The sequence below is a fragment of the Bradyrhizobium huanghuaihaiense genome (genome assembly GCF_025200885.1).
In the GTDB taxonomy this organism is placed as follows: domain Bacteria; phylum Pseudomonadota; class Alphaproteobacteria; order Rhizobiales; family Xanthobacteraceae; genus Bradyrhizobium; species Bradyrhizobium huanghuaihaiense.
The window spans coordinates 6,274,370-6,292,766 of the sequence record NZ_CP104172.1; the positions used below are offsets into that span (position 1 = coordinate 6,274,370).

Here is an 18,397-nt window from a genome sequence, read left to right on the forward strand (position 1 = left end):
CCGCCTCACCCGATCACGGCACGTGCGACGTCGAGCAGCGCCGCCTTGACGTCGGCATCGTCGGTCAGCGGCTCGATCATGCCGGCGAGCACGGCATCGGCAATCGGCATGCCGGCGGCAATCAACGTGGCGCAATAGACGACGAGGCGGGTCGAGACGCCCTCCTCGAGATCGTGGCCCTTCAGCGCGCGCAGCCGGCCGGCCAGTGCAACCAGCGGCCGCACGCGATCCGGCGACAGCCCGCTCTCGGCCGTGACCACCGCGATCTCCTGCTCTGGCGGCAGGAAACCGAATTCGATGGCGACGAAGCGCTGTCGCGTCGAGGGCTTCAGCGCCTTCAGCAGCGTCTGGTAGCCGGGGTTGTAGGAGACCACGAGCATGAAGCTGTTGGGCGCGGCGAGCTCCTCGCCGGTGCGCTCCAGCGGCAGGATGCGGCGGTCGTCGGTCAGGGGATGCAGCACGACGGTGACGTCCTTGCGCGCCTCCACGACCTCGTCGAGATAGCAGATGCCGCCCTCGCGCACCGCCCGCGTCAAAGGACCATCGGTCCACACGGTGTCGCCGCCCCGCAAGAGATAGCGGCCGGTGAGATCGGCCGCGGTGAGATCGTCGTGGCAGGCGACGGTGTGGAGCGGCAGACCCAGCCGTGCCGCCATATGCGCGACGAAGCGGGTCTTGCCGCAGCCGGTCGGTCCCTTCAGCAGGACCGGAAGCTGATGCCGCCAGGCTTGCTCGAACAGCGCGCATTCATTGCCGCTGGCGACATAGGGCGGCAGCGCCGGTGCCGGCGCAGTGACGGCGTGGAGGGCAGCTTTCATGGTCATTCTCCGCAATTCACATTGAGACGGTGGCCGCGGCGAACCGCGGCCGCCATGTGCGTTTACTCGGCCGGTTGCAACGCGGCCGGAATGGCTGCCGTCTTCTCTCGGCCGGGCACCAGCACGGCCCACACGAACATCAGCGCGGAGATCGCGACGAACACGCCGGAGCCGAGCCGGATCCAGTAGAAGAACGCGAGCTGGTCCTGCACGTCCATGTAGCTCTGGCCGAGGATGCGCTGCAGATGGACCTGGATCACACCGGCGAAGGTCAGCGCGAAGGTCATGGTCATCATGGCCGTGCACATGATCCAGAAGCTCGCCATGCTGAGCCACTGGTTATAGGGCGCACGTCCCTTGAGCTGCGGGATCGCGTAGGCCATCACGGACAGGTTCAGCATCACGTAAGCGCCGAAGAAGGCGAGATGGCCGTGCGCGGCGGTGACCTGGGTGCCATGGGTGTAGTAGTTCACCGAGGACAGCGTGTGCAGGAAGCCCCAGACGCCGGCCCCCAGGAACGCCATCACCGAGCAGCCGACCGACCACAGCAGCGCGGCGCGGTTCGGATGCTTGCGGCCGGCCTTCCAGGTCATCTGCACCGTGAAGATCACCATGGTGAAGAACGGCGCAACCTCGAGCGTGGAGAACAGCGAGCCGATCCACTGCCAGTAGCCGGGCGCGCCGATCCAGTAGAAGTGATGGCCGGTGCCGAGGATGCCGGAGAACAGCGCAAGGCCGATGATGACGTAGAGCCACTTCTCCACGACCTCGCGGTCGATGCCGTTGAGCTTGATCATGAGATAGGCGAGCACGGAGGCCATGATCAGCTCCCAGACGCCCTCGACCCAGAGGTGGACGACATACCACCAGTACATCTTGTCGACCGCGAGGTTCGCCGGATTGTAGAAGGCGAACAGGAAGAAGATCGCAACGCCCCACAGGCCGAACAGCAGAATGTTGGTGACCGTGGTCTTGCGCCCCTTCAGCGCCGTCATGGTGACGTTGAACAGGAACATCAGGCAGACGACAACGATGCCGACCTTGATGATAAAGGGCTGCTCGAGGAATTCGCGGCCTTCGTGGTAGTGGAAGAGATAGCCGACCACGGCGACGCCCGCGGCGCCGAAGAACATCCAGAACTGGATCTTCGCGAGCAGCGGGCTGAAAAGCTCGGTCTCGGTTTCCTCGGGCAGCAGGAAATAGGTCGCGCCCATGAAGCCGATCAGCGACCACACGATCAACGCGTTGGTATGGATCATCCTGACGATGTTGAACGGCAGGAGGGTCGAGAGCGTGTTGGGCAGGACGTAGATGGTTCCGGCGAGCAGGCCGAACAGGACCTGGGCCAGGAACAGCGTCAGCGCGCCGTAGAAATACAGCATCGCGACGTTCTGGGTTTGGTATTTCATCTCGGGTCTCTCTAGTCTTGAAAGAGGAAAGTCGCGTGCTCTAGCCCGCCTTGTTCGGCGGCCATTCCTGGCGCTTGATCGTCGAGGTCCATTGCAGGAAGTCGGCGAGATCGTTGAGCTCCTGGTCGGTTAGGTTGAACTGCGGCATCTGCCGCCGGCCCGGTGCGCCCGAGGGCTGCGCCTGCATCCAGGCCTTCAGCGTCTCGCGCGCGCCGGCCGGATCCTCCTTGCCGCCCCAGCGATCCCAGACGTTGCCGACCTCGGGCGCGAAATAGGCGCCCTCGCCCAGCAGCGTGTGGCAGTTGATGCAGGAGTTCTTCTCCCAGACATGCTTGCCGCGGGCGACCGATGAGGTCAGCGTTGTCGCGTCGGTCGAGCTCGTGGCCATGTAGTAATGGCTGTGCGCCGTCAGCCCTATGAAGATGGCGAAGAAAAAGGCCGAGCCGCCGTAGAACACGTTTCGAGCGGCCGACTTGGTCAGGCGTTCAGCCATTGCCAATCCTTTCCGGTTGTTTCCTGAAGAAATGCGATGCTGCGATTTATTGCCGATTGGCCCGGCCCGTTCTTTGTCAGGGCGCAATGAGCGCGTCAGATCAGGGCGACGACGGCGGAGGTGAGCCAGGCGAGCAGCAGCACGATCAGGATCCAGGCGCTGACGAGACCGCGCCAGAGCGCGGGCACGGCGCGAAGGTCCATGAAGTCGAGCGCGATCCGGTGGCCCTTGAGCGCGGCCAAGGCCAGCAACAGGGCGTTGCCGAGCAGCGGCCGCGGCATCAACGGCGGCAGCGCGATCGTTGCGAGCGCGAGGCCGATCAGCACGAGCCAGGCGATGTCGAGGCGATCCAGATTCATCAGCGCACCAGATAAAGGATCGGGAATATGACGATCCAGACCAGATCGACCATGTGCCAGAACGCGGCGCCCGTCTCGACGCCGGAGACCTCAGCGCGGTGGCAGACCACGGCGAGGATGATGATGCCGAGACCGACATGCAGCAGATGAAAGCCGGTCAGGAGGAAGTAGAGCGTGAAGAACGGGCTGGTTTCGAGCCCGACGCCGCGCCCGATCTCTTCGGCGTATTCGGCGAGCTTAATCGCAATGAAGAGGCCTCCCAGCGCCATCGCACCGAGGAGCCAGCGGCGCGACGCCCGCCTCTCGCTGGCCCGCGCGGCTTTCGTGGCCCGGGCCGCAGCCCAGCCGCTGGTCACCAGCACGACGGTGTTGAGGCCGGCGAGATTCGTATCGAGCGTCGCCTGCCCGGCTGCGAACACCGCCGGATGGATCGCGCGCGCAACCACGAAGGCGCCGAGGAACAGGCCGAAGGCCATGAGCTCGCTGAAGATCAGCACCCAGATCATGGGATCGCCGGGGAGATCCTCCAGAATTCCCCAACCGGTTCCCTGTTGTTCGCACTCCGCCGTCGACATCGTCTTTCCGGATCAGGACACCGGAAAGGCTTAGCTCGCCCGTCCAGTTCGGAATTTGTCGCAGGACAAACTGGAGAACGCCGGAGCGCGTTGTTTGCGCCGACGCAACGTCCGGCGGGCCGGAACGCGCTACGAAGGGCTCAGAGTTCCCAGGGAGTGACGAAATGAGCGATGCACAGATCGGGCTGATGACGGCGACACCCATCATCATCGCCTTCGCCATCGCGCTCCGGCGCATGGGGGTGCTGTCGACGGTCGCGACCGCGTCGGCGGTAAGCCTCTCCGTCGCGATCGCGACGGTGCTGTTCACGACCCAGTAACCCGGACGCCGCGGATCGGGGGCGCGATCAGCTCTCGCCCGATCGCCGATCGGGCGCCGTTCTCGGCAGGACCAGCTGAATCCGCGTACCCTCGCCGGGCTTGCTTTCGAGCCGGAGTTGTCCGCCCAATCGATCCACGACGATGCTGTGCACGATGTGCAGGCCAAGGCCGCTCGCGCCGTCATGTCGGCGTGTGGTGAAGAAAGGATCGAAGGCCCGCCGCTCCACGTCGGGCGCCATGCCGCAACCGTCGTCGGCAAACAGCAGCTCGATATGCCCGTGGCCTGCCGCGCGCAGCGAGACGTCGATCTTCCCTCCTCCGCCGCCAGCGAAGGCATGCGTCATCGCATTGACGGCGAGATTGGTGAGCACCTGCCCGAACGGACCCGGATAGCTGTCCATGGCCAACTTTGGCTCGCAGCGCAGGCCAAGCGCGATGTCGCGCGTGCGCAGCTGCCGCTCGAACTGGGAGAGAACCTGGCCGGTCAGTTCACCCGCATCGAAGCTGCGCCGGTGTGACCGGGTCTGATCGGCCGCCACCTGCTTGAAGGACTGCACTCGTTCGGCGGCGCGGCCGAGATTGTTGACCAGCTGCGCCGAGGCATCGCCCACCAGCTCCAGAAAACCCGTCAATGTCGAACGCTTGAGATTGCCTCGCGCGACCTCCGCGGCGAACTGCTGGGCCTTGCGCTGGAGCGTCGAGGCGACCGTCAGGCTGCTGCCCAGCGGTGTGTTGATCTCGTGCGCGACACCGGCGACCATGTGCCCGAGCGCCGCCAGCTTTTCCGCCTCGATCAGGGTGTCCTGGATATCGCGTAGATGGCGAAGCGCGGTCTCAGCGGCGTCCCTGGCGCTGCGAACCTCCCGCTCGGCGCGCTTGCGTTCGGTGATCTCCTCCGCCGCCACGTTGACCGCGACGATCTCGCCGTCCGGCATTCGCAGCGGGTGCCAATAGGTGACCCAGGAGCGCTCCTCGACCTGATCGGCCCGCTGCCCCGCCACCTCGATACCGATCACCGGCTCGCCCGTCGCGACGATCGAGCGCACAATCTGCTCGACGGAATCCGCCAGGGCCGGCACGCAGTCCCTGACCGTGTGCCCAAGATGGCCTTCGACGGATATGCCGCAGATTTCAGTCAGACGCTGGTTGATCAGCAAATAGCGGCAGTCCGGTGACAGACAGGCCAGCCCGATCGGGGCAGTGTCGTAGATCAGCTGCAACGCCGGCAACGTCGAGACCAGCATCACCTCCGAAGCCGGCGATGACCCCACTGTACGCGCCACTCAGGTTCCCCGTAATCACTTGCGCCAACCGCATGAAATTCGCGCGAAACTCGTTGCCAGTTGATCTAGATCAAGAAGGTGCGCCGGCGCCTCTCTCTCCGAGGCTTGGCGTGAATCGCCTTGATCAGAACAGAACAAAGGCCCCGATCAACAAACCTGCAGCAAAGGAGCAGAGCCCCAAGGTGCAGACGGAAACGATCCGCACGAGGATGCGAAGCCGCCCCTCAAATTCGTCGTCCGTCATCTCGCGGATATGAGCCGCCACTGGTGCTGCCCTGCCCGTGCCCTGCTCGGCCCCCCCGAATCTAGCCCCCAAATCATGGTCATCGCGAGGCAGCGGACCCGGTCGCGATGCCGAAGCCGTGATCGAAATCGACGAAAATTGTAACCGCCTGGCGCGGGCGGCGCCAGAGCCTCACCTCCGCGACGTGATTTTACGCCTACCTTCGCTGGTTATACACGTCGATGCACACCGCTCCCAGCAGCACCAGGCCCTTGATGACCTGCTGGTAGTCGATACCGATGCCGAGGATGGACATGCCGTTGTTCATGACGCCCATGATCATGGCGCCGACCACGGCGCCGCCGACGCGCCCGACGCCGCCATAGGCCGAGGCGCCGCCGATGAAGCAGGCGGCGATGACGTCGAGCTCGAAGCCGAGGCCGGCCTTCGGCGTTGCGGTGTTCAGCCGCGCGGCGAAGACGAGGCCGGCGAGCGCGGCGAGCACGCCCATGTTGACGAAGGTGAGGAAGGTCAGCCGCTCGGTCTTGATGCCCGACAGGCTGGCCGCCTTGGCGTTGCCGCCGACCGCGTAGATCTGCCGGCCGATCACGGTGCGGCGGGTGACGAAGCCGTAGAGCGCGATCAGCGCGGTCATGATCACCAGCACGTTGGGCAGGCCGCGATGCGAGGCGATCAGATAGGTGAAATAGAGCACGGCGCAGGCGAGCAGAATGCTCTTGCCGAGGAAGAACGCGTAAGGCTCGACCTCGATGCCGTGCGACTGCTCGCGCGACCGCCCCTTGGCGCTGGCATAGACGAGACCGAGCGCGAGCACGGCGCCGATCAGCATTGACGTCGGATGCAGCGTGCCGGCCTCGGGCAGCAGCTCCGGAATGAAGCCGGAGGACAGCTTCTGGAAGGTCGGCGGGAACGGCCCGAGCGACTGGCCCTGCAGCACCGCAAGCGCAAGACCCTTGAACACCAGCATGCCCGCCAGCGTGACGATGAAGGACGGGATCTTGAAGTAGGCCACCCAATAGCCCTGCGCCGCGCCGATGGCGGCGCCGAGCGCGAGGCAGGCGATGAAGGCGAGCGTGTAGTCGACCTTGTAGGTCACCATGAGAAGCGCGGCCACGGCGCCGATGAAGCCCGCGACCGAGCCGACCGAGAGGTCGATATGGCCGGTGACGATCACCAGCAGCATACCCAGCGCCATGATGACGATGTAGCTGTTCTGGAGGACCAGATTGGTGAGGTTGAGCGGCTGGAGCAGGGTCCCGCCGGTCATGACCTGGAAAAACAGCATGATCGCGATCAGCGAGATCAGCATGCCGTAATTGCGCAGATTGTTCTTGATGAAGCTGCCGTGCCGGCGCTCCTCGGGCAGCGAAACCGTCTTGTCGGTCATGGCTGCGATCCTCCCATCTCCGCGGCCTCAGGCACGCTGTTGCTTCGTTCGTTGCGCATGATGGCGCGCATGATCTTTTCCTGTGTCGCTTCAGCGCCCTTGAACTCACCGACGAAGGCGCCGTCGTTCATGACGCAGATGCGGTCGCAGATGCCGAGCAGCTCGGGCATCTCCGAGGAGATCACCACGACGCCGCGGCCGGCTTCCGCCAGCTCGTTGATGATACAGTAAATCTCGTATTTGGCACCGACGTCGATGCCCCTTGTCGGCTCGTCCAGGATCAGGACCTTGGGATCGGTCATCAGCCATTTCGACAGCACCACCTTCTGCTGGTTACCGCCGGAGAGCTGGCCGGTCTCCTGGTAGACGTCGGAGCAGCGGATGCGCATGCGGTTGCGGTAGTCGCTGGCGACCTTCAGCTCGGCGATGTCGTCGATCACCCTGCCCGGCGCGACCTGGTCAAGGCTCGCCAGCGTGATGTTCTTGCGGACGTCGTCGGCAAGGATCAGGCCGAGCTGCTTGCGGTCCTCGGTAACATAGGCAAGGCCGGCATCGATCGCCGCGGCAACGCTCGGCAGCGCGATCTCGCGGCCTTCGAGCTTGATGCTGCCGCTGATATTGGTGCCCCAGGAGCGGCCGAACAGGCTCATGGCGAATTCGGTGCGCCCCGCCCCCATCAGGCCGGCAATGCCGACGACCTCGCCGCGCCTGACGCCGAAATTAACGTTCTTGATCACCTGCCGCTCGGGATGGATGGGGTGATAGACCGACCAGTTCGCGACGTCGAGCACGGGCTCGCCGATCGTCACGCTACGCTCCGGGAAACGGTGCGCCATATCCCGGTTGACCATGCTGCGGATGATGCGGTCTTCCTGGATCGGCTCGGCACGGCAGTCGATGCTGTCGACGGTGCGGCCGTCACGCAGCACGGTGATGTGGTCGGCGACCTTGGCGACCTCGTTGAGCTTGTGCGAGATCAGGATCGATCCGATGCCCTGCTCGCGGAAGGCCATGAGGCGTTCGAGCAGCGCGGCGCTGTCGGCCTCGTTGAGGCTCGCGGTCGGCTCATCCAGGATCAGCATGCGCACGCGCTTGGAGAGCGCCTTGGCGATCTCGACCAGCTGCTGCTTGCCGACGCCGAGATCTGTGATCAGCGTATCCGGCGATTCCCTCAGGCCGACCTGCGCCAGCAGCTCGCGCGTGCGCCGGTAGACCTCGTCGCGGTCGATCACGCCGAACTTCGACGGCGGATGCGACAGGAAGATGTTTTCGGCGATCGACATCAAGGGGATCAGCGCCAGCTCCTGGTGGATGATGATGATGCCGAGCGCCTCGGAATCGTTGATGTCACGGAAGCGGCGTTCCTCGCCCTCGAAGACGATGGTGCCCTCGTAGCTGCCCGCCGGATAGACGCCGCTCAGCACCTTCATCAGCGTCGACTTGCCGGCGCCGTTCTCGCCGACGAGGGCGTGGATCTGCCCGGCCTGAACCGAGAAATTGACGTCACGCAGCGCCTGCACACCGGCAAAGCTCTTGCTGACGTTCTGCATCTCCAGCATGGCGGTCATTGTGTCATGTCCCTAAATCGCCGTCGTTCCGGGGCGCCCGAAGGGCGAACCCGGAACCTCGAGATTCCGGGTTCGATGCTGCGCATCGCCCCGGAATGACGGAGTAGCAACTCTTACTGGAACTGCGACTTCTTGTAGTAGCCGCTGTCGACCAGCGTCTTCTCCCAATTGTCCTTGTAGACCACGACCGGCTTGAGCAGATAGGACGGCACGGTCTTGACGCCGTTCTCGTAGGTCTTGCTGTCGTTGACCGTCACCTGCTTGCCGGCAAGAGCGGCGTCGACCATGTCGGCGGTCACCTTGGCGAGGTCGCGGGTGTCCTTGAAGATGGTCGAGTACTGGTCGCCGCGCAGCATGGCCTTGATCGACGGCACCTCGGCGTCCTGGCCCGAGATAACAGGCATCGGCTGGTCGGCGCTGCCGTAGCCGACGCCCTTCAGCGAGGAGATGATGCCGATCGAGAGGCCGTCATACGGCGACAGCACGGCGTTGACCTTCTTGTTGCCGTAGTAGGCGCTGAGCAGATTGTCCATGCGGGCCTGGGCGGTGGCGCCGTCCCAGCGCAGGGTCGCGACCTTGTCCATGCCCATCTGGCCGGACACGACGACGAGCTTGCCGCTGTCGATGTACGGCTTCAGCACGCTCATCGCACCGTTGTAGAAGAAGTAGGCGTTGTTGTCGTCGGGCGAGCCGCCGAACAGCTCGATGTTGAACGGGCCCTTGCCGTCCTTCAGGCCGAGGCCCTGCACGAGCGACTCCGCCTGGAGCACGCCGACCTGGAAATTGTCGAAGGTCGCGTAATAGTCGACGTTCGGCGTTCCGCGGATCAGGCGGTCATAGGCGATCACGGTGATTCCCTTTGCTTTCGCCTGCTTGAGCACGTCGGACAGCGTGGTGCCGTCGATCGCGGCGATCACCAGCGCCTTGGCGCCCTTGGTCACCATGTTCTCGACCTGCGAGAGCTGGTTCGGAATGTCGTCCTCGGCATATTGCAGGTCGGTGTTGTAGCCGCGCTCCTTCAGCACCTTGACCATGTTGTTGCCGTCGTCGATCCAGCGCGCCGACGATTTGGTCGGCATGGAAATGCCGACGGTTGCCTTGTCCTGCGCGGTGGCAGACAGGCCCGTGGCCATCGTCGCAGCGCCGGCCAGCGCCAGCGCGAGGAATGTGGTCTTCAGTTTCAGCATGTTTCACTCCCTTTGGGTGTCAGACTGTTTCTTCGTGTCGTCGAGAACGGAGGTCGGTTGCTTGGGGTCTCCTATGCGAGCTTGACATCGGGCTCCGCGCGACCGCGCGCGGATGCTTCGAGCAGGAAGGTGCAGCCGGCTTGCGGATCGGCGGCGCGTGCCGCCGCGTCCATGTCCTGCCAGGCCGAGGTGACGAGCAGGCGCGACAGGTCGGGGCCGACGAAGGCCGGGCAACTCGCCTGCTTCGCCGGCACGCCGATCGAGCGCAGGCGCTCGCCTTGCGGCGAGTAGACATCGACGCGGCTCGCGCCCCAGCAGGCATTCCAGATCTGCCCATCGGCGTCGCACACCGAGCCATCGAGGCCGCCGATGCCGCTGTGGCGCAGCAGCACCTCGGGCTCGCCGCGCGGCAGGCCGGTCGCGGGGTTGAGCGGGACGGCGTAGAGCATGGCGCGCGGGGTATCGGTGAAATAGCCGGTGGCGCCATCGGGCGAGAAGCAGATCGAATTGGGAATGCTGATGCCGGGAAACAGCGTCGAGATCTTGCCGCGATGGAGCGCGTAGATCGCCCCCGCCTTCGGCTCGGCCTTCTTGCCCATGGTGCCGATCCAGAATGTGCCGGACTGGTGCACGCGGCAATCGTTTGAGCGCGTCGCCGGGTTGTCCGCCTCGAGCGGACAGAACAACGTCATGGCGCCGTCCGCGAGCTTGCGGATATAGAGCCCGTCTTCCGCCACGATCAACTGCCGCTCGGCGTCGATGCGCCCGAGCGCGCTCGCCATCCGGCCGAGCGCGTGGATACGGACAGAGCCGCTACCGAGCTGCGCCTCGAACAGCTTGCCTTCGCGGATATCGAACCACCAGGCGGTGTCGGTGGTCGCATCATAGGTCGGCCCCTCTCCCAGATGGCATTGCTCGGCGGATAGAACCGAGGTCGGCACCTGTTCCATCATGACGCCCTCACTCCAAAGCGATAGACGGTGTGATGCCGATAGATCTGGCCGGGATCGAGGCGCGGGCTCGGAAAGTCCGGCCGGTTCGGTGCGTCGGGCCAGATGTGCGGCTCCAGGCACATGGCGTCCGACTGCCGGATCAGCTTGCCGCCCTTGCCCGAGATCGTGCCGTCGAGGTAGTTGCCGGAATAGACCTGAAGCCCGGGCTGATTGGTGAGCAGCTCCATGACGCGTCCCGAGCGCGGTGCCTCCAGCCGCGCTGCGAGCGCAAGCATGCCATCGCGGCCGAGGCAATAGGTGTGGTCGTAGCCCCTGCCGTTGCGCAATTGCGGATCGCTTTCGCGGATGCGCTCCCCGACGGCGTGCGGATGGCGGAAGTCGAACGGCGTGCCGGCCACGGCGCGCGGCGGCTCCGGCAGCGGAATGGCGGTGGGATCGATGGCGAGGAAATGCTCGGCCGCGACCGTCAAGCGATGGTCGAGAATGGACGTGCCTGACGTGGCGCCTTCCAGATTGAAGAAGCTATGGTTGGTCAGGTTGACGATGGTCGGCCGGTCGGTTCGCGCTTCCATCGCCAGCGACAGCTCGGTCGGGCCCGTGATGCGATAGGTCAGGCGGACGTCGAGCTTGCCGGGATAATTCTCCTCACCATGCGGACTGGAATAGGTGAGCGTCACCGCGGGCTCGGCGCCCTCGTCGATTGCGGCAATCTCCCAGAGCTTGCGATCGAAGCCGTCGAGGCCGCCGTGCAGAGCGTTTGGACCGTTGTTGACCGGAAGCTGCACCGTCTCGCCGTCGAGCGAGAATTGTCCCTTTGCGATGCGGTTGGCATAGCGGCCCACGGTGGCGCCCAAGAACTTCCGTTCAGCGAGATAGCCGGCGAAGTCGTCATGGCCAAGCACGACGTCGTCGTAACCACCTTTGGTATCAGGCGCGATCAGCGCCTGGATCACCGCGCCATGGGTGATGATGCGAGCCTCGAAGCCGCCCTGCCCGCGCAGCACGATGCGTTCGACCTTGCGGCCGTCGGGCAGTGCTCCGAAGACGTCCTTTTCTATTTTCCTTGAGCCGGCCATGTTCAGTCCACAAACGGTTCGACGATCGTGCGCTTGCCGAGCAGGAAAGAGTCGGCGACGAGACGCAGCGGCGCCAGATCGACATCGCTTGCGCCTGACGCCGCCAGCCTGACGAAGCGCTGGTACAGCTCGCGATATTCCTGATCGGGCGCATCCGCAATGGCCTTACCGTCGACGGCCATCCGCCGGCCGCCATCAGACAATGTCATCCGGCCCTGGTCTGTTTCCACGAGGATATCCCAGCTCTGCGGGCCGGTCTGCCGGAAGTCGAACTCGGCGGTGATGGGCAGGCCTTTGATATCAGTCAGGTTCAGGTTCGCGGCGATCGGCGCCTGGCAATTGGCCGGGAAGGCAAGCTCGGCCGCAGTGACGAACACCGGCTGCGGCAGGATGCGGGTCAGGATCGACAGCGCATTGATGCCGGGATCGAACACGCCGAGCCCGCCTGGTTCCCAGATCCAGGCCTGACCGGGATGCCAGACGCGGACGTCCTCCTTCCAGTTGATGTGCGCGGATTTGATCCGGCGCGTGGCCAGCCATTCGCGGGCCGGCTCGACCGCCGGCGCGTAGCGCGAATGCCAGGTGGCAAACAGCGTTCGCTTCGCATCAGTCGCCATCGCGATCAGCGGATCGAGCTCGGCAACGCCAGTGCCCGGCGGCTTCTCCAGCATGACATGCTTGCCGGCGGCGAGCGCCGCGGCGGCCTGGGCGCGGCGCACCTGCGGCGGCGTGCAGAGCGAGACCGCGTCGATCGGCGGACCTTTTTCCAGCAGCTCCTCGATGGTAGCGAAATGCGGTAGGTCCGGCAGCGAAGCGTTGCGGCTCGCCACGGCCGCGAGCGTTGCGCCCGGTGTCGCCGCGATCGCGCCCACATGCTGATCGCGCGCGATCTTGCCGAAGCCGACGATGGCGATACGAAGGTCTGTCACGCTTGTTCTCCAGTATCTGCAGACGGCAGCGGCTCGGCCGGGGCGGTCTCGATCACCGTGCCCTCGTGGCGGCGCATGCCGTTGTGAATGACATAGACCATGGCCTCGGACGCGGCGTCCGCATCACCGGCCGCGATGGCATCGACGATCTTCTGGTGCCAGAGCAGCACGGTGTCGCGGTCCTCCGTCTCGACCGGAGCGCTGAGCAGGAACGACGCGCGTAAGGCTGCCTCGATGACGTGCCCGATCGAGCGCATGAACAGATTGCCGGAGGCCCGTGCCACGCCAACGTGAAGCGCGAGATCGGCATCGGCAAAGCCGACCGAGTCGGAGGCTTCACGCCGCATGCGGTCCATGCTGCGGCGGAGCTCGGCGATGTCCTCCTCGGACCGCTGCGCGGCCGCGAGCATGGCCGCGCGCGGCTCGACCGCGAGACGGATCTCAGCGAGGTCGTTGAGGAAGCGCTTGTCGATGCCGGCGTCCAGATGCCAAGCCAGCACGTCGGCGTCGAACATGTTCCAGGCGCCGCGCTCGCGCACGACGGTGCCGACCCGCGCCTTGGTGGTGAGCAGGCCCTTGGCGACCAGCGTCTTCACACTCTCGCGCAGCACCGGGCGCGACACGCCGAACATCGCGATCATCTCGGCATCGCCGGGCAGGCGCGTGCCTTCCGCATAGCGGCCGGCGATGATGTCGACACCGATCGAGCGGGCCACCTCCGCGTGGTTGGAGTGAGCCCGCCGTGTCGGGATGACGACGATGCGCGAAGTCATGACGCCGCTCCTGCGCTCTTGGCCACCGGCCGGCGCGCCAGCGCGACCAGCCCCTGCTGCAGGGCGATGAAGGCGAACAGCAAGACGCCGGTCGCGATCTTGGTCCACCAGCTCGACAACGTGCCGTCGAAATTGATGTAGGTCTGAATCATGCCCTGGATCAATACGCCGAGGAAGGTGCCGATCACCGAGCCCTGTCCGCCCGTGAGCAGCGTGCCGCCGATCACGACGGCCGCGATGCTGTCGAGCTCGACGCCGACTGCCGAGAGCGAATAACCGGCGCTGGTGTAGAAGGAGAAGACGATGCCGGCGATCCCCGCAAGCAGGCTCGACAGCATGTAGATCTTGATCGTCATCTTGCCGACGGCAACGCCCATCAGGCTCGCGGTGGTCCGGCTGCCGCCGAGCGCATAGACGTTGGCGCCGAACCTCGTGAGATGCAGCAGCAAGGCGCCGCCGATCACGATCACGAGCATGATGATCGCGATCGCCGTCAATCGTCCGCCGCCAGGCATGCGTAGCGCGAAGTCCGACACGGTGGAATAGACCGGTGCGGTGATCGGCACCGATTCCGTCGAGAGCAGGAAGCTCGCGCCACGAGCGAGGAACATCCCCGCGAGCGTGACAATGAAGGGCGGCAGATCGAAGACGTGAATCACCGCACCCATCGCCGCGCCGAAGGCCGCCGAGAGCGCGAGGATGGCAATGAAGGCGACCAGCGGCGGCACGCCCCAGCGCTCGATCGCCAGCGCGACGAACACCGTGGTGAAGCCGATCACCGAGCCGACCGAGAGGTCAATGCCGCCGGAGATGATGACGAAGGTCATGCCGGTCGCGACGATGCCGAGAAAGGCATTGTCGGTGAGCAGATTGCCGACCACGCGGGTGGAGGCGATGTTGGGGAATTGCATGGCGCAGAGCGCAAAGCCCGCGACGAGCACGATGGCGGTGATGAGAACCGGCGGCAGGCCTTTCATGCTTTGGTCCTCCGCAGCCGCGCGGCGATACCGGCGAGACCAGAGAATTTCGGCGATTGTAGCAGCAACACCGCGAGCACCACCACCGCCTTGACCAGCAGGTTGAACTCCGGCGGATAGCCCGAGAGCAGAATGCCGGTGTTCATGGTCTGGATGATCAGCGCCCCCAGCACCGCGAGCACGAGACTGAAGCGGCCACCGAACAGCGAGGTACCGCCGATCACGACGGCCAGGATCGCGTCGAGCTCGAGCCAGAGGCCGGCATTGTTGGCATCCGCGCCCATGATGTCGGCCGCCGCGATCACGCCGGCGAGCGCGGCGCAGACGCCGCACCAGACATAGACCGCCAAAATCATCGCGCGAGTGCCGACGCCGGCGAGCTCGCTCGCGCGCGCGTTGCCGCCGGTCGCCTCGATCAGCAGGCCGAGCGCGGAGCCGCGCACCACCGCGCCGGTGAGGATCAGCATGCCCAGGGCGATCACGACCGGCACCGGCAGGCCGAGCACCGAGCCATTGCCGAGCCAGACCAGGTCCGGCGAGGAGAAGGTCACGATGCGTCCTTCGGTGATGAGCTGGGCAATGCCGCGGCCCGCCACCATCAGGATCAGCGTCGCCACGATCGGCTGCATGCCGAGCACGGCGACGAGGAAACCGTTCCAGAGGCCGCAAACGAGGCCGGCGCCGAGCGCGGCTGCCAGCACCACCGGCAGGCCGTGGCTGTCGGCGAGACTCGCCGCGATCGCGCCGCAGATGGCCATGACCGCGCCGACGGAGAGATCAATGCCGCGCGTCGCGATCACCAGCACCATGCCAAGCGAGAGCAGCGCCACCGGCGTGCCGCGGTTGAGCACGTCGATCAGGCTGCCGAACAGCCGGCCGTCCTGGAGGCGCAGATCGAAGAATTGCGGCGACACCAAGCGATCGACCGCGAGGATGACGATCAGCGCCAGGATCTGGGCAAGGCCGCGGCGCGGCAACAGCGCTGTCATGTGTGGGCCTCAAGCGCGACCGCGGCGCCATCGGCGGCAATGGCGGCGAGAATGTTGCCGACGTCGATCGCCTCGCCTGCGAGCTCCTCGATATGGGCGCGGTCGCGCAACACCACGACGCGATCCGAATAGGTCACGATCTCGTCCAGCTCCGAGGAGATCACGAGCAGCGCAAGCCCGTCATCGCAGAGCTCGCGGATCAGGCGGATGATTTCGGCATGCGCGCCGACATCGATGCCGCGGGTCGGCTCGTCCAGCACGAGAAGCCGCGGCGAGGTCGCAAGCCAGCGCGCCAGCAGCACCTTTTGCTGGTTGCCGCCGGAGAGCAGGCCCACGGGCCGCTCCGGATCGGGCGGGCGGATGTCGAGCATCTTGACGTAACGGCGCGCGATCTCGTCCTGCTCGCGGCGCGACAGCGGGCGATGCAGGCCGCGCTTGGCCTGGAGCGCGAGCACGATGTTCTCGCGCACGCTGAGCTCCGCAACGATGCCGTCGGTCTTGCGCTCCTCCGGGCAATAGCCAAAGCCGTGGCGCACGCCGTCGCGCGGCGACTGCAGCCGCACCGGTGCCCCCTCCACCCTCGCCTGCCCGCCATCGGCACGCTCGGCGCCGAACACCAGCCGTGCCGTCTCGGTGCGGCCCGAGCCGAGCAGCCCGGCAAGGCCGACGACCTCGCCGTGGCGCAGCTCGAGACTGAACGGTGCGACATAGCCGGCCTTGCCGTAATTCTCGAAGCTCGCACACACTTCGCGGCCCCCATGCTCGCGCGTTGCCGCCCGCGCGCTGGTGGTTTCCGCAAGTTCGCGGCCGAGCATCATCCGGATCAGCTCGAGCCGCGGCAGCGAGGCGGTCTCGCGCTCGCCGACGAGGCGGCCGTTGCGCAGCACGGTGATGCGGTCGGAGATCTCGTAGACCTGGTCGAGGAAGTGGCTGACGAAGACGATGCCGATGCCGCGCTTGGCAAGCTGGCGCATGATGCGAAAGAGAATCTCGACCTCATGCCGATCGAGGCTCGCGGTCGGCTCGTCCAGGATCAGCACGCGCGCGGAGAGATCCACCGCGCGGGCGATCGCGGTGACGTGCTGAATCGCGACGGAATAGTTGCCGAGCGGTGCAGCGACATCGATGTCGAGACCGAAATCCGCGAGCAATGCCTTGGCGCGGCGGCGCATCTCGCCCTCGCGCACGATGCCGAAGCGCATCGGCTGGCGGTCGAGGAACAGGTTCTGCGCCACCGAGAGGTTCGGCAGCAGATTGACCTCCTGGTACACGGTGGCGATACCGGCCTGGAGCGCTGCCTTGGCCGAGCGCGGCGCGACCTCTTCACCACCGAGCCTGACAATGCCGGCATCGCGGGCGAACACGCCGGTGACGACCTTGATCAGTGTGGACTTGCCAGCGCCGTTCTCGCCGAGCAGCGCATGGATCTCGCCGGCACGCAGCGTGAAGTCGACCTCCTGCAACGCGCGCACGGCGCCAAAGCTCTTGCTGATCCCGCGCACTTCCAGCAGCGGCAGAGCAGGATCAAGGCTGTTTTCCATCGCGACGTCACTCCCACCGGCGCCCGCAAACGATGCGGACACCCAGCCTATTCGTTCGCGCAGCGGTTTCGAAGGGGGGGCCGGACCGCAAGCGCGGTCCGGCGAAGCCCGCCTCAGTAACCGAGGCCCTTCTTGCTGTCGTAGATCTTCTGCGGATCGTCGGCAGCCGTATAGAGCTTGGACTCGGTCTGGATCCATTTCGGCGGAACCGTGCCCTTGTCCTTGAAGGCCGCGATGGCATCGAGTGCGGGGCCGGCCATGTTCGGCGTCAGCTCGACGGTGGCATTGGCTTCGCCGGCGGCCATCGCCTTGAAGATGTCGGGCACCGCGTCGATGGAGACGGTGAGGATCTCCTTGCCGGGCTTGAGGCCGGCTTCCTTCATCGCCTGGATGGCGCCGACCATCATGTCGTCATTGTGCGCGTAGACGGCGCAGATGTTCTTGCCGCCGCCTTCGGCCTTGATGAAGCTCTCCATCACCTCCTTGCCCTTGGCGCGGGTGAAGTCGCCGGTCTGGCTGCGCACCACCTTCAGGTTCGGATGCTTGGCGACGGCAGTGTCAAAGCCCTTCTTGCGGTTGGCGGCGACGCTGGCACCGACCGTGCCCTGCAATTCGACGATGTTGCAGGCCTTCTCGCCGACGGTCTTCGCGAGCCATTCGCCGGCGACCGCGCCCTCGTGCACGCTGTCTGACGTGACCGCGGTGAGATAAAGCTCCTTACCCGACGGATCGATGTCGCGGTCGAGCAGCACGACCGGGATCTTGGCCTCCTTGGCTTCCTTCAGCACCGAATCCCACCCGGTCGAGACGACAGGCGCGAGGAAGATCGCATCGACGTTCTGCGCGATGAAGGAGCGGATCGCCTTGATCTGGTTCTCCTGCTTCTGCTGGGCGTCGGCGATCTTGAGATTCACCTGGCGCTTGGCGGCTTCCTGCTTGGAGACCGACGTCTCGGCCGCGCGCCAGCCGGATTCCGATCCGATCTGCGAGAAGCCGATGGTGAGCTGACCGGCACTGGCCGGCAGCGCGAGCAGCAAGGCGGCCATGGCGCTGGCCGCAAAGAGGGCTTTAGGGGTCATCAGGCGTGTCTCCCAAGATGTTATCCGGGGCGCCGATTGGTAGCATGGCACCCGCAGGCCGGCCTTTTGGGCGGCGGAAGGCACTATTTCACGGAAGATGGGTTCCGACTAGTCATATTATTTGACTATTGGAGGAAAATGGGCGCGAGCGGCGGCGGGCGGTTCTAAGACACGCTAAGCGCGATTTTGTTCCAGCGATGCAACTGGGAGATGAAGGAAATTGTAGGGCGGGTGGGATGCGGGAGTTTCCGCGAGGACGGCGACAAACGGACGCGCAGACTCTCCTCCTCGTCATTGCGAGCGCAGCGAAGCAATCCAGAGTCGTTCCGCGGAGGGATTCTGGATTGCTTCGCTGCGCTCGCAATGACGGTGTCGATAGAGCCCCTGCGTCTCTCGAGCAGATTGACTCGCGGTGAGTCCCCCTCACCCGGATCGC

18 protein-coding genes are annotated in these 18,397 nt (G+C 65.4%); 1 reads left to right on the forward strand and 17 read right to left on the reverse strand.

Translation table 11 applies throughout. The features are described from left to right. Window positions 1-5: 5 nt before the first annotated feature. The 5 genes from N2603_RS29735 to N2603_RS29755 form a co-directional block, all read right to left on the reverse strand. On the reverse strand, window positions 6-818 hold the full coding sequence (locus N2603_RS29735) for a CbbQ/NirQ/NorQ/GpvN family protein (protein ID WP_260384932.1): 813 nt from the start codon (window positions 816-818) through the stop codon (window positions 6-8). Window positions 819-880: 62 nt separating this feature from the next. Beyond that, window positions 881-2,227 (reverse strand): cbb3-type cytochrome c oxidase subunit I, encoded by a 1,347-nt coding sequence (locus N2603_RS29740; protein WP_260384933.1) that lies wholly within the window; start codon window positions 2,225-2,227, stop codon window positions 881-883. 40 nt (window positions 2,228-2,267) lie between these two features. Beyond that, window positions 2,268-2,720 carry a c-type cytochrome gene (locus tag N2603_RS29745; RefSeq protein WP_018647685.1) on the reverse strand — a complete coding sequence of 151 codons (453 nt, stop codon included), beginning with the start codon at window positions 2,718-2,720 and terminating at the stop codon, window positions 2,268-2,270. Between the two features lie 95 nt (window positions 2,721-2,815). Continuing rightward, a complete protein-coding gene (locus tag N2603_RS29750; protein WP_260384934.1) occupies window positions 2,816-3,079 on the reverse strand; it encodes a cytochrome C oxidase subunit IV family protein in 264 nt (87 codons plus the stop codon). Continuing rightward, a complete protein-coding gene (locus tag N2603_RS29755; RefSeq protein WP_260384935.1) occupies window positions 3,079-3,654 on the reverse strand; it encodes a cytochrome c oxidase subunit 3 family protein in 576 nt (191 codons plus the stop codon). Before N2603_RS29755 ends, N2603_RS29750 begins: the two co-directional genes overlap by 1 nt. Window positions 3,655-3,818: 164 nt before the next feature. Here N2603_RS29755 and N2603_RS29760 point away from each other — a divergent pair, with 164 nt between their 5' ends. After that, window positions 3,819-3,974: a hypothetical protein gene (locus N2603_RS29760; RefSeq protein ID WP_167526305.1), complete on the forward strand. Its 156-nt coding sequence runs from the start codon at window positions 3,819-3,821 to the stop codon at window positions 3,972-3,974. 27 nt (window positions 3,975-4,001) lie between these two features. Here the strand turns inward: N2603_RS29760 and N2603_RS29765 are convergent, their stop codons facing one another. From N2603_RS29765 to ytfQ, 12 genes are all read right to left on the reverse strand, one after another. Continuing rightward, on the reverse strand, window positions 4,002-5,219 hold the full coding sequence (locus tag N2603_RS29765) for a sensor histidine kinase (protein ID WP_145831317.1): 1,218 nt from the start codon (window positions 5,217-5,219) through the stop codon (window positions 4,002-4,004). Between the two features lie 479 nt (window positions 5,220-5,698). Then, window positions 5,699-6,889, reverse strand: coding sequence for a multiple monosaccharide ABC transporter permease (mmsB, locus tag N2603_RS29770; RefSeq protein WP_018647691.1), 1,191 nt, complete (start codon window positions 6,887-6,889; stop codon window positions 5,699-5,701). Then, window positions 6,886-8,457: a multiple monosaccharide ABC transporter ATP-binding protein gene (gene mmsA / locus N2603_RS29775; RefSeq protein ID WP_018647692.1), complete on the reverse strand. Its 1,572-nt coding sequence runs from the start codon at window positions 8,455-8,457 to the stop codon at window positions 6,886-6,888. Before mmsA ends, mmsB begins: the two co-directional genes overlap by 4 nt. A gap of 113 nt (window positions 8,458-8,570) precedes the next feature. Continuing rightward, window positions 8,571-9,644 (reverse strand): multiple monosaccharide ABC transporter substrate-binding protein, encoded by a 1,074-nt coding sequence (chvE, locus tag N2603_RS29780; protein ID WP_018647693.1) that lies wholly within the window; start codon window positions 9,642-9,644, stop codon window positions 8,571-8,573. A gap of 71 nt (window positions 9,645-9,715) precedes the next feature. Further along, a complete protein-coding gene (locus N2603_RS29785) occupies window positions 9,716-10,594 on the reverse strand; it encodes an SMP-30/gluconolactonase/LRE family protein (RefSeq protein WP_026312760.1) in 879 nt (292 codons plus the stop codon). Then, window positions 10,594-11,673 (reverse strand): aldose epimerase family protein, encoded by a 1,080-nt coding sequence (locus N2603_RS29790; protein WP_260384936.1) that lies wholly within the window; start codon window positions 11,671-11,673, stop codon window positions 10,594-10,596. Before N2603_RS29790 ends, N2603_RS29785 begins: the two co-directional genes overlap by 1 nt. Before the next feature lie 2 nt (window positions 11,674-11,675). Then, entirely contained in the window at window positions 11,676-12,602 is a 927-nt protein-coding gene (locus tag N2603_RS29795; RefSeq protein WP_260384937.1) for a Gfo/Idh/MocA family protein, read from the reverse strand. Then, on the reverse strand, window positions 12,599-13,375 hold the full coding sequence (locus N2603_RS29800; RefSeq protein ID WP_018647697.1) for a FadR/GntR family transcriptional regulator: 777 nt from the start codon (window positions 13,373-13,375) through the stop codon (window positions 12,599-12,601). The genes N2603_RS29795 and N2603_RS29800 overlap by 4 nt, the downstream gene beginning before the upstream one ends. Then, window positions 13,372-14,352, reverse strand: a complete 981-nt coding sequence (gene yjfF / locus N2603_RS29805) for a galactofuranose ABC transporter, permease protein YjfF (protein ID WP_260384938.1) — start codon at window positions 14,350-14,352, stop codon at window positions 13,372-13,374. The genes N2603_RS29800 and yjfF overlap by 4 nt, the downstream gene beginning before the upstream one ends. After that, window positions 14,349-15,341, reverse strand: coding sequence for an ABC transporter permease (locus tag N2603_RS29810; RefSeq protein ID WP_260384939.1), 993 nt, complete (start codon window positions 15,339-15,341; stop codon window positions 14,349-14,351). Before N2603_RS29810 ends, yjfF begins: the two co-directional genes overlap by 4 nt. Next, a complete protein-coding gene (locus N2603_RS29815) occupies window positions 15,338-16,882 on the reverse strand; it encodes a sugar ABC transporter ATP-binding protein (RefSeq protein WP_260384940.1) in 1,545 nt (514 codons plus the stop codon). The genes N2603_RS29810 and N2603_RS29815 overlap by 4 nt, the downstream gene beginning before the upstream one ends. Before the next feature lie 113 nt (window positions 16,883-16,995). Then, entirely contained in the window at window positions 16,996-17,961 is a 966-nt protein-coding gene (ytfQ, locus tag N2603_RS29820; RefSeq protein WP_260384941.1) for a galactofuranose ABC transporter, galactofuranose-binding protein YtfQ, read from the reverse strand. Between the last annotated feature and the right edge of the window lie 436 nt (window positions 17,962-18,397).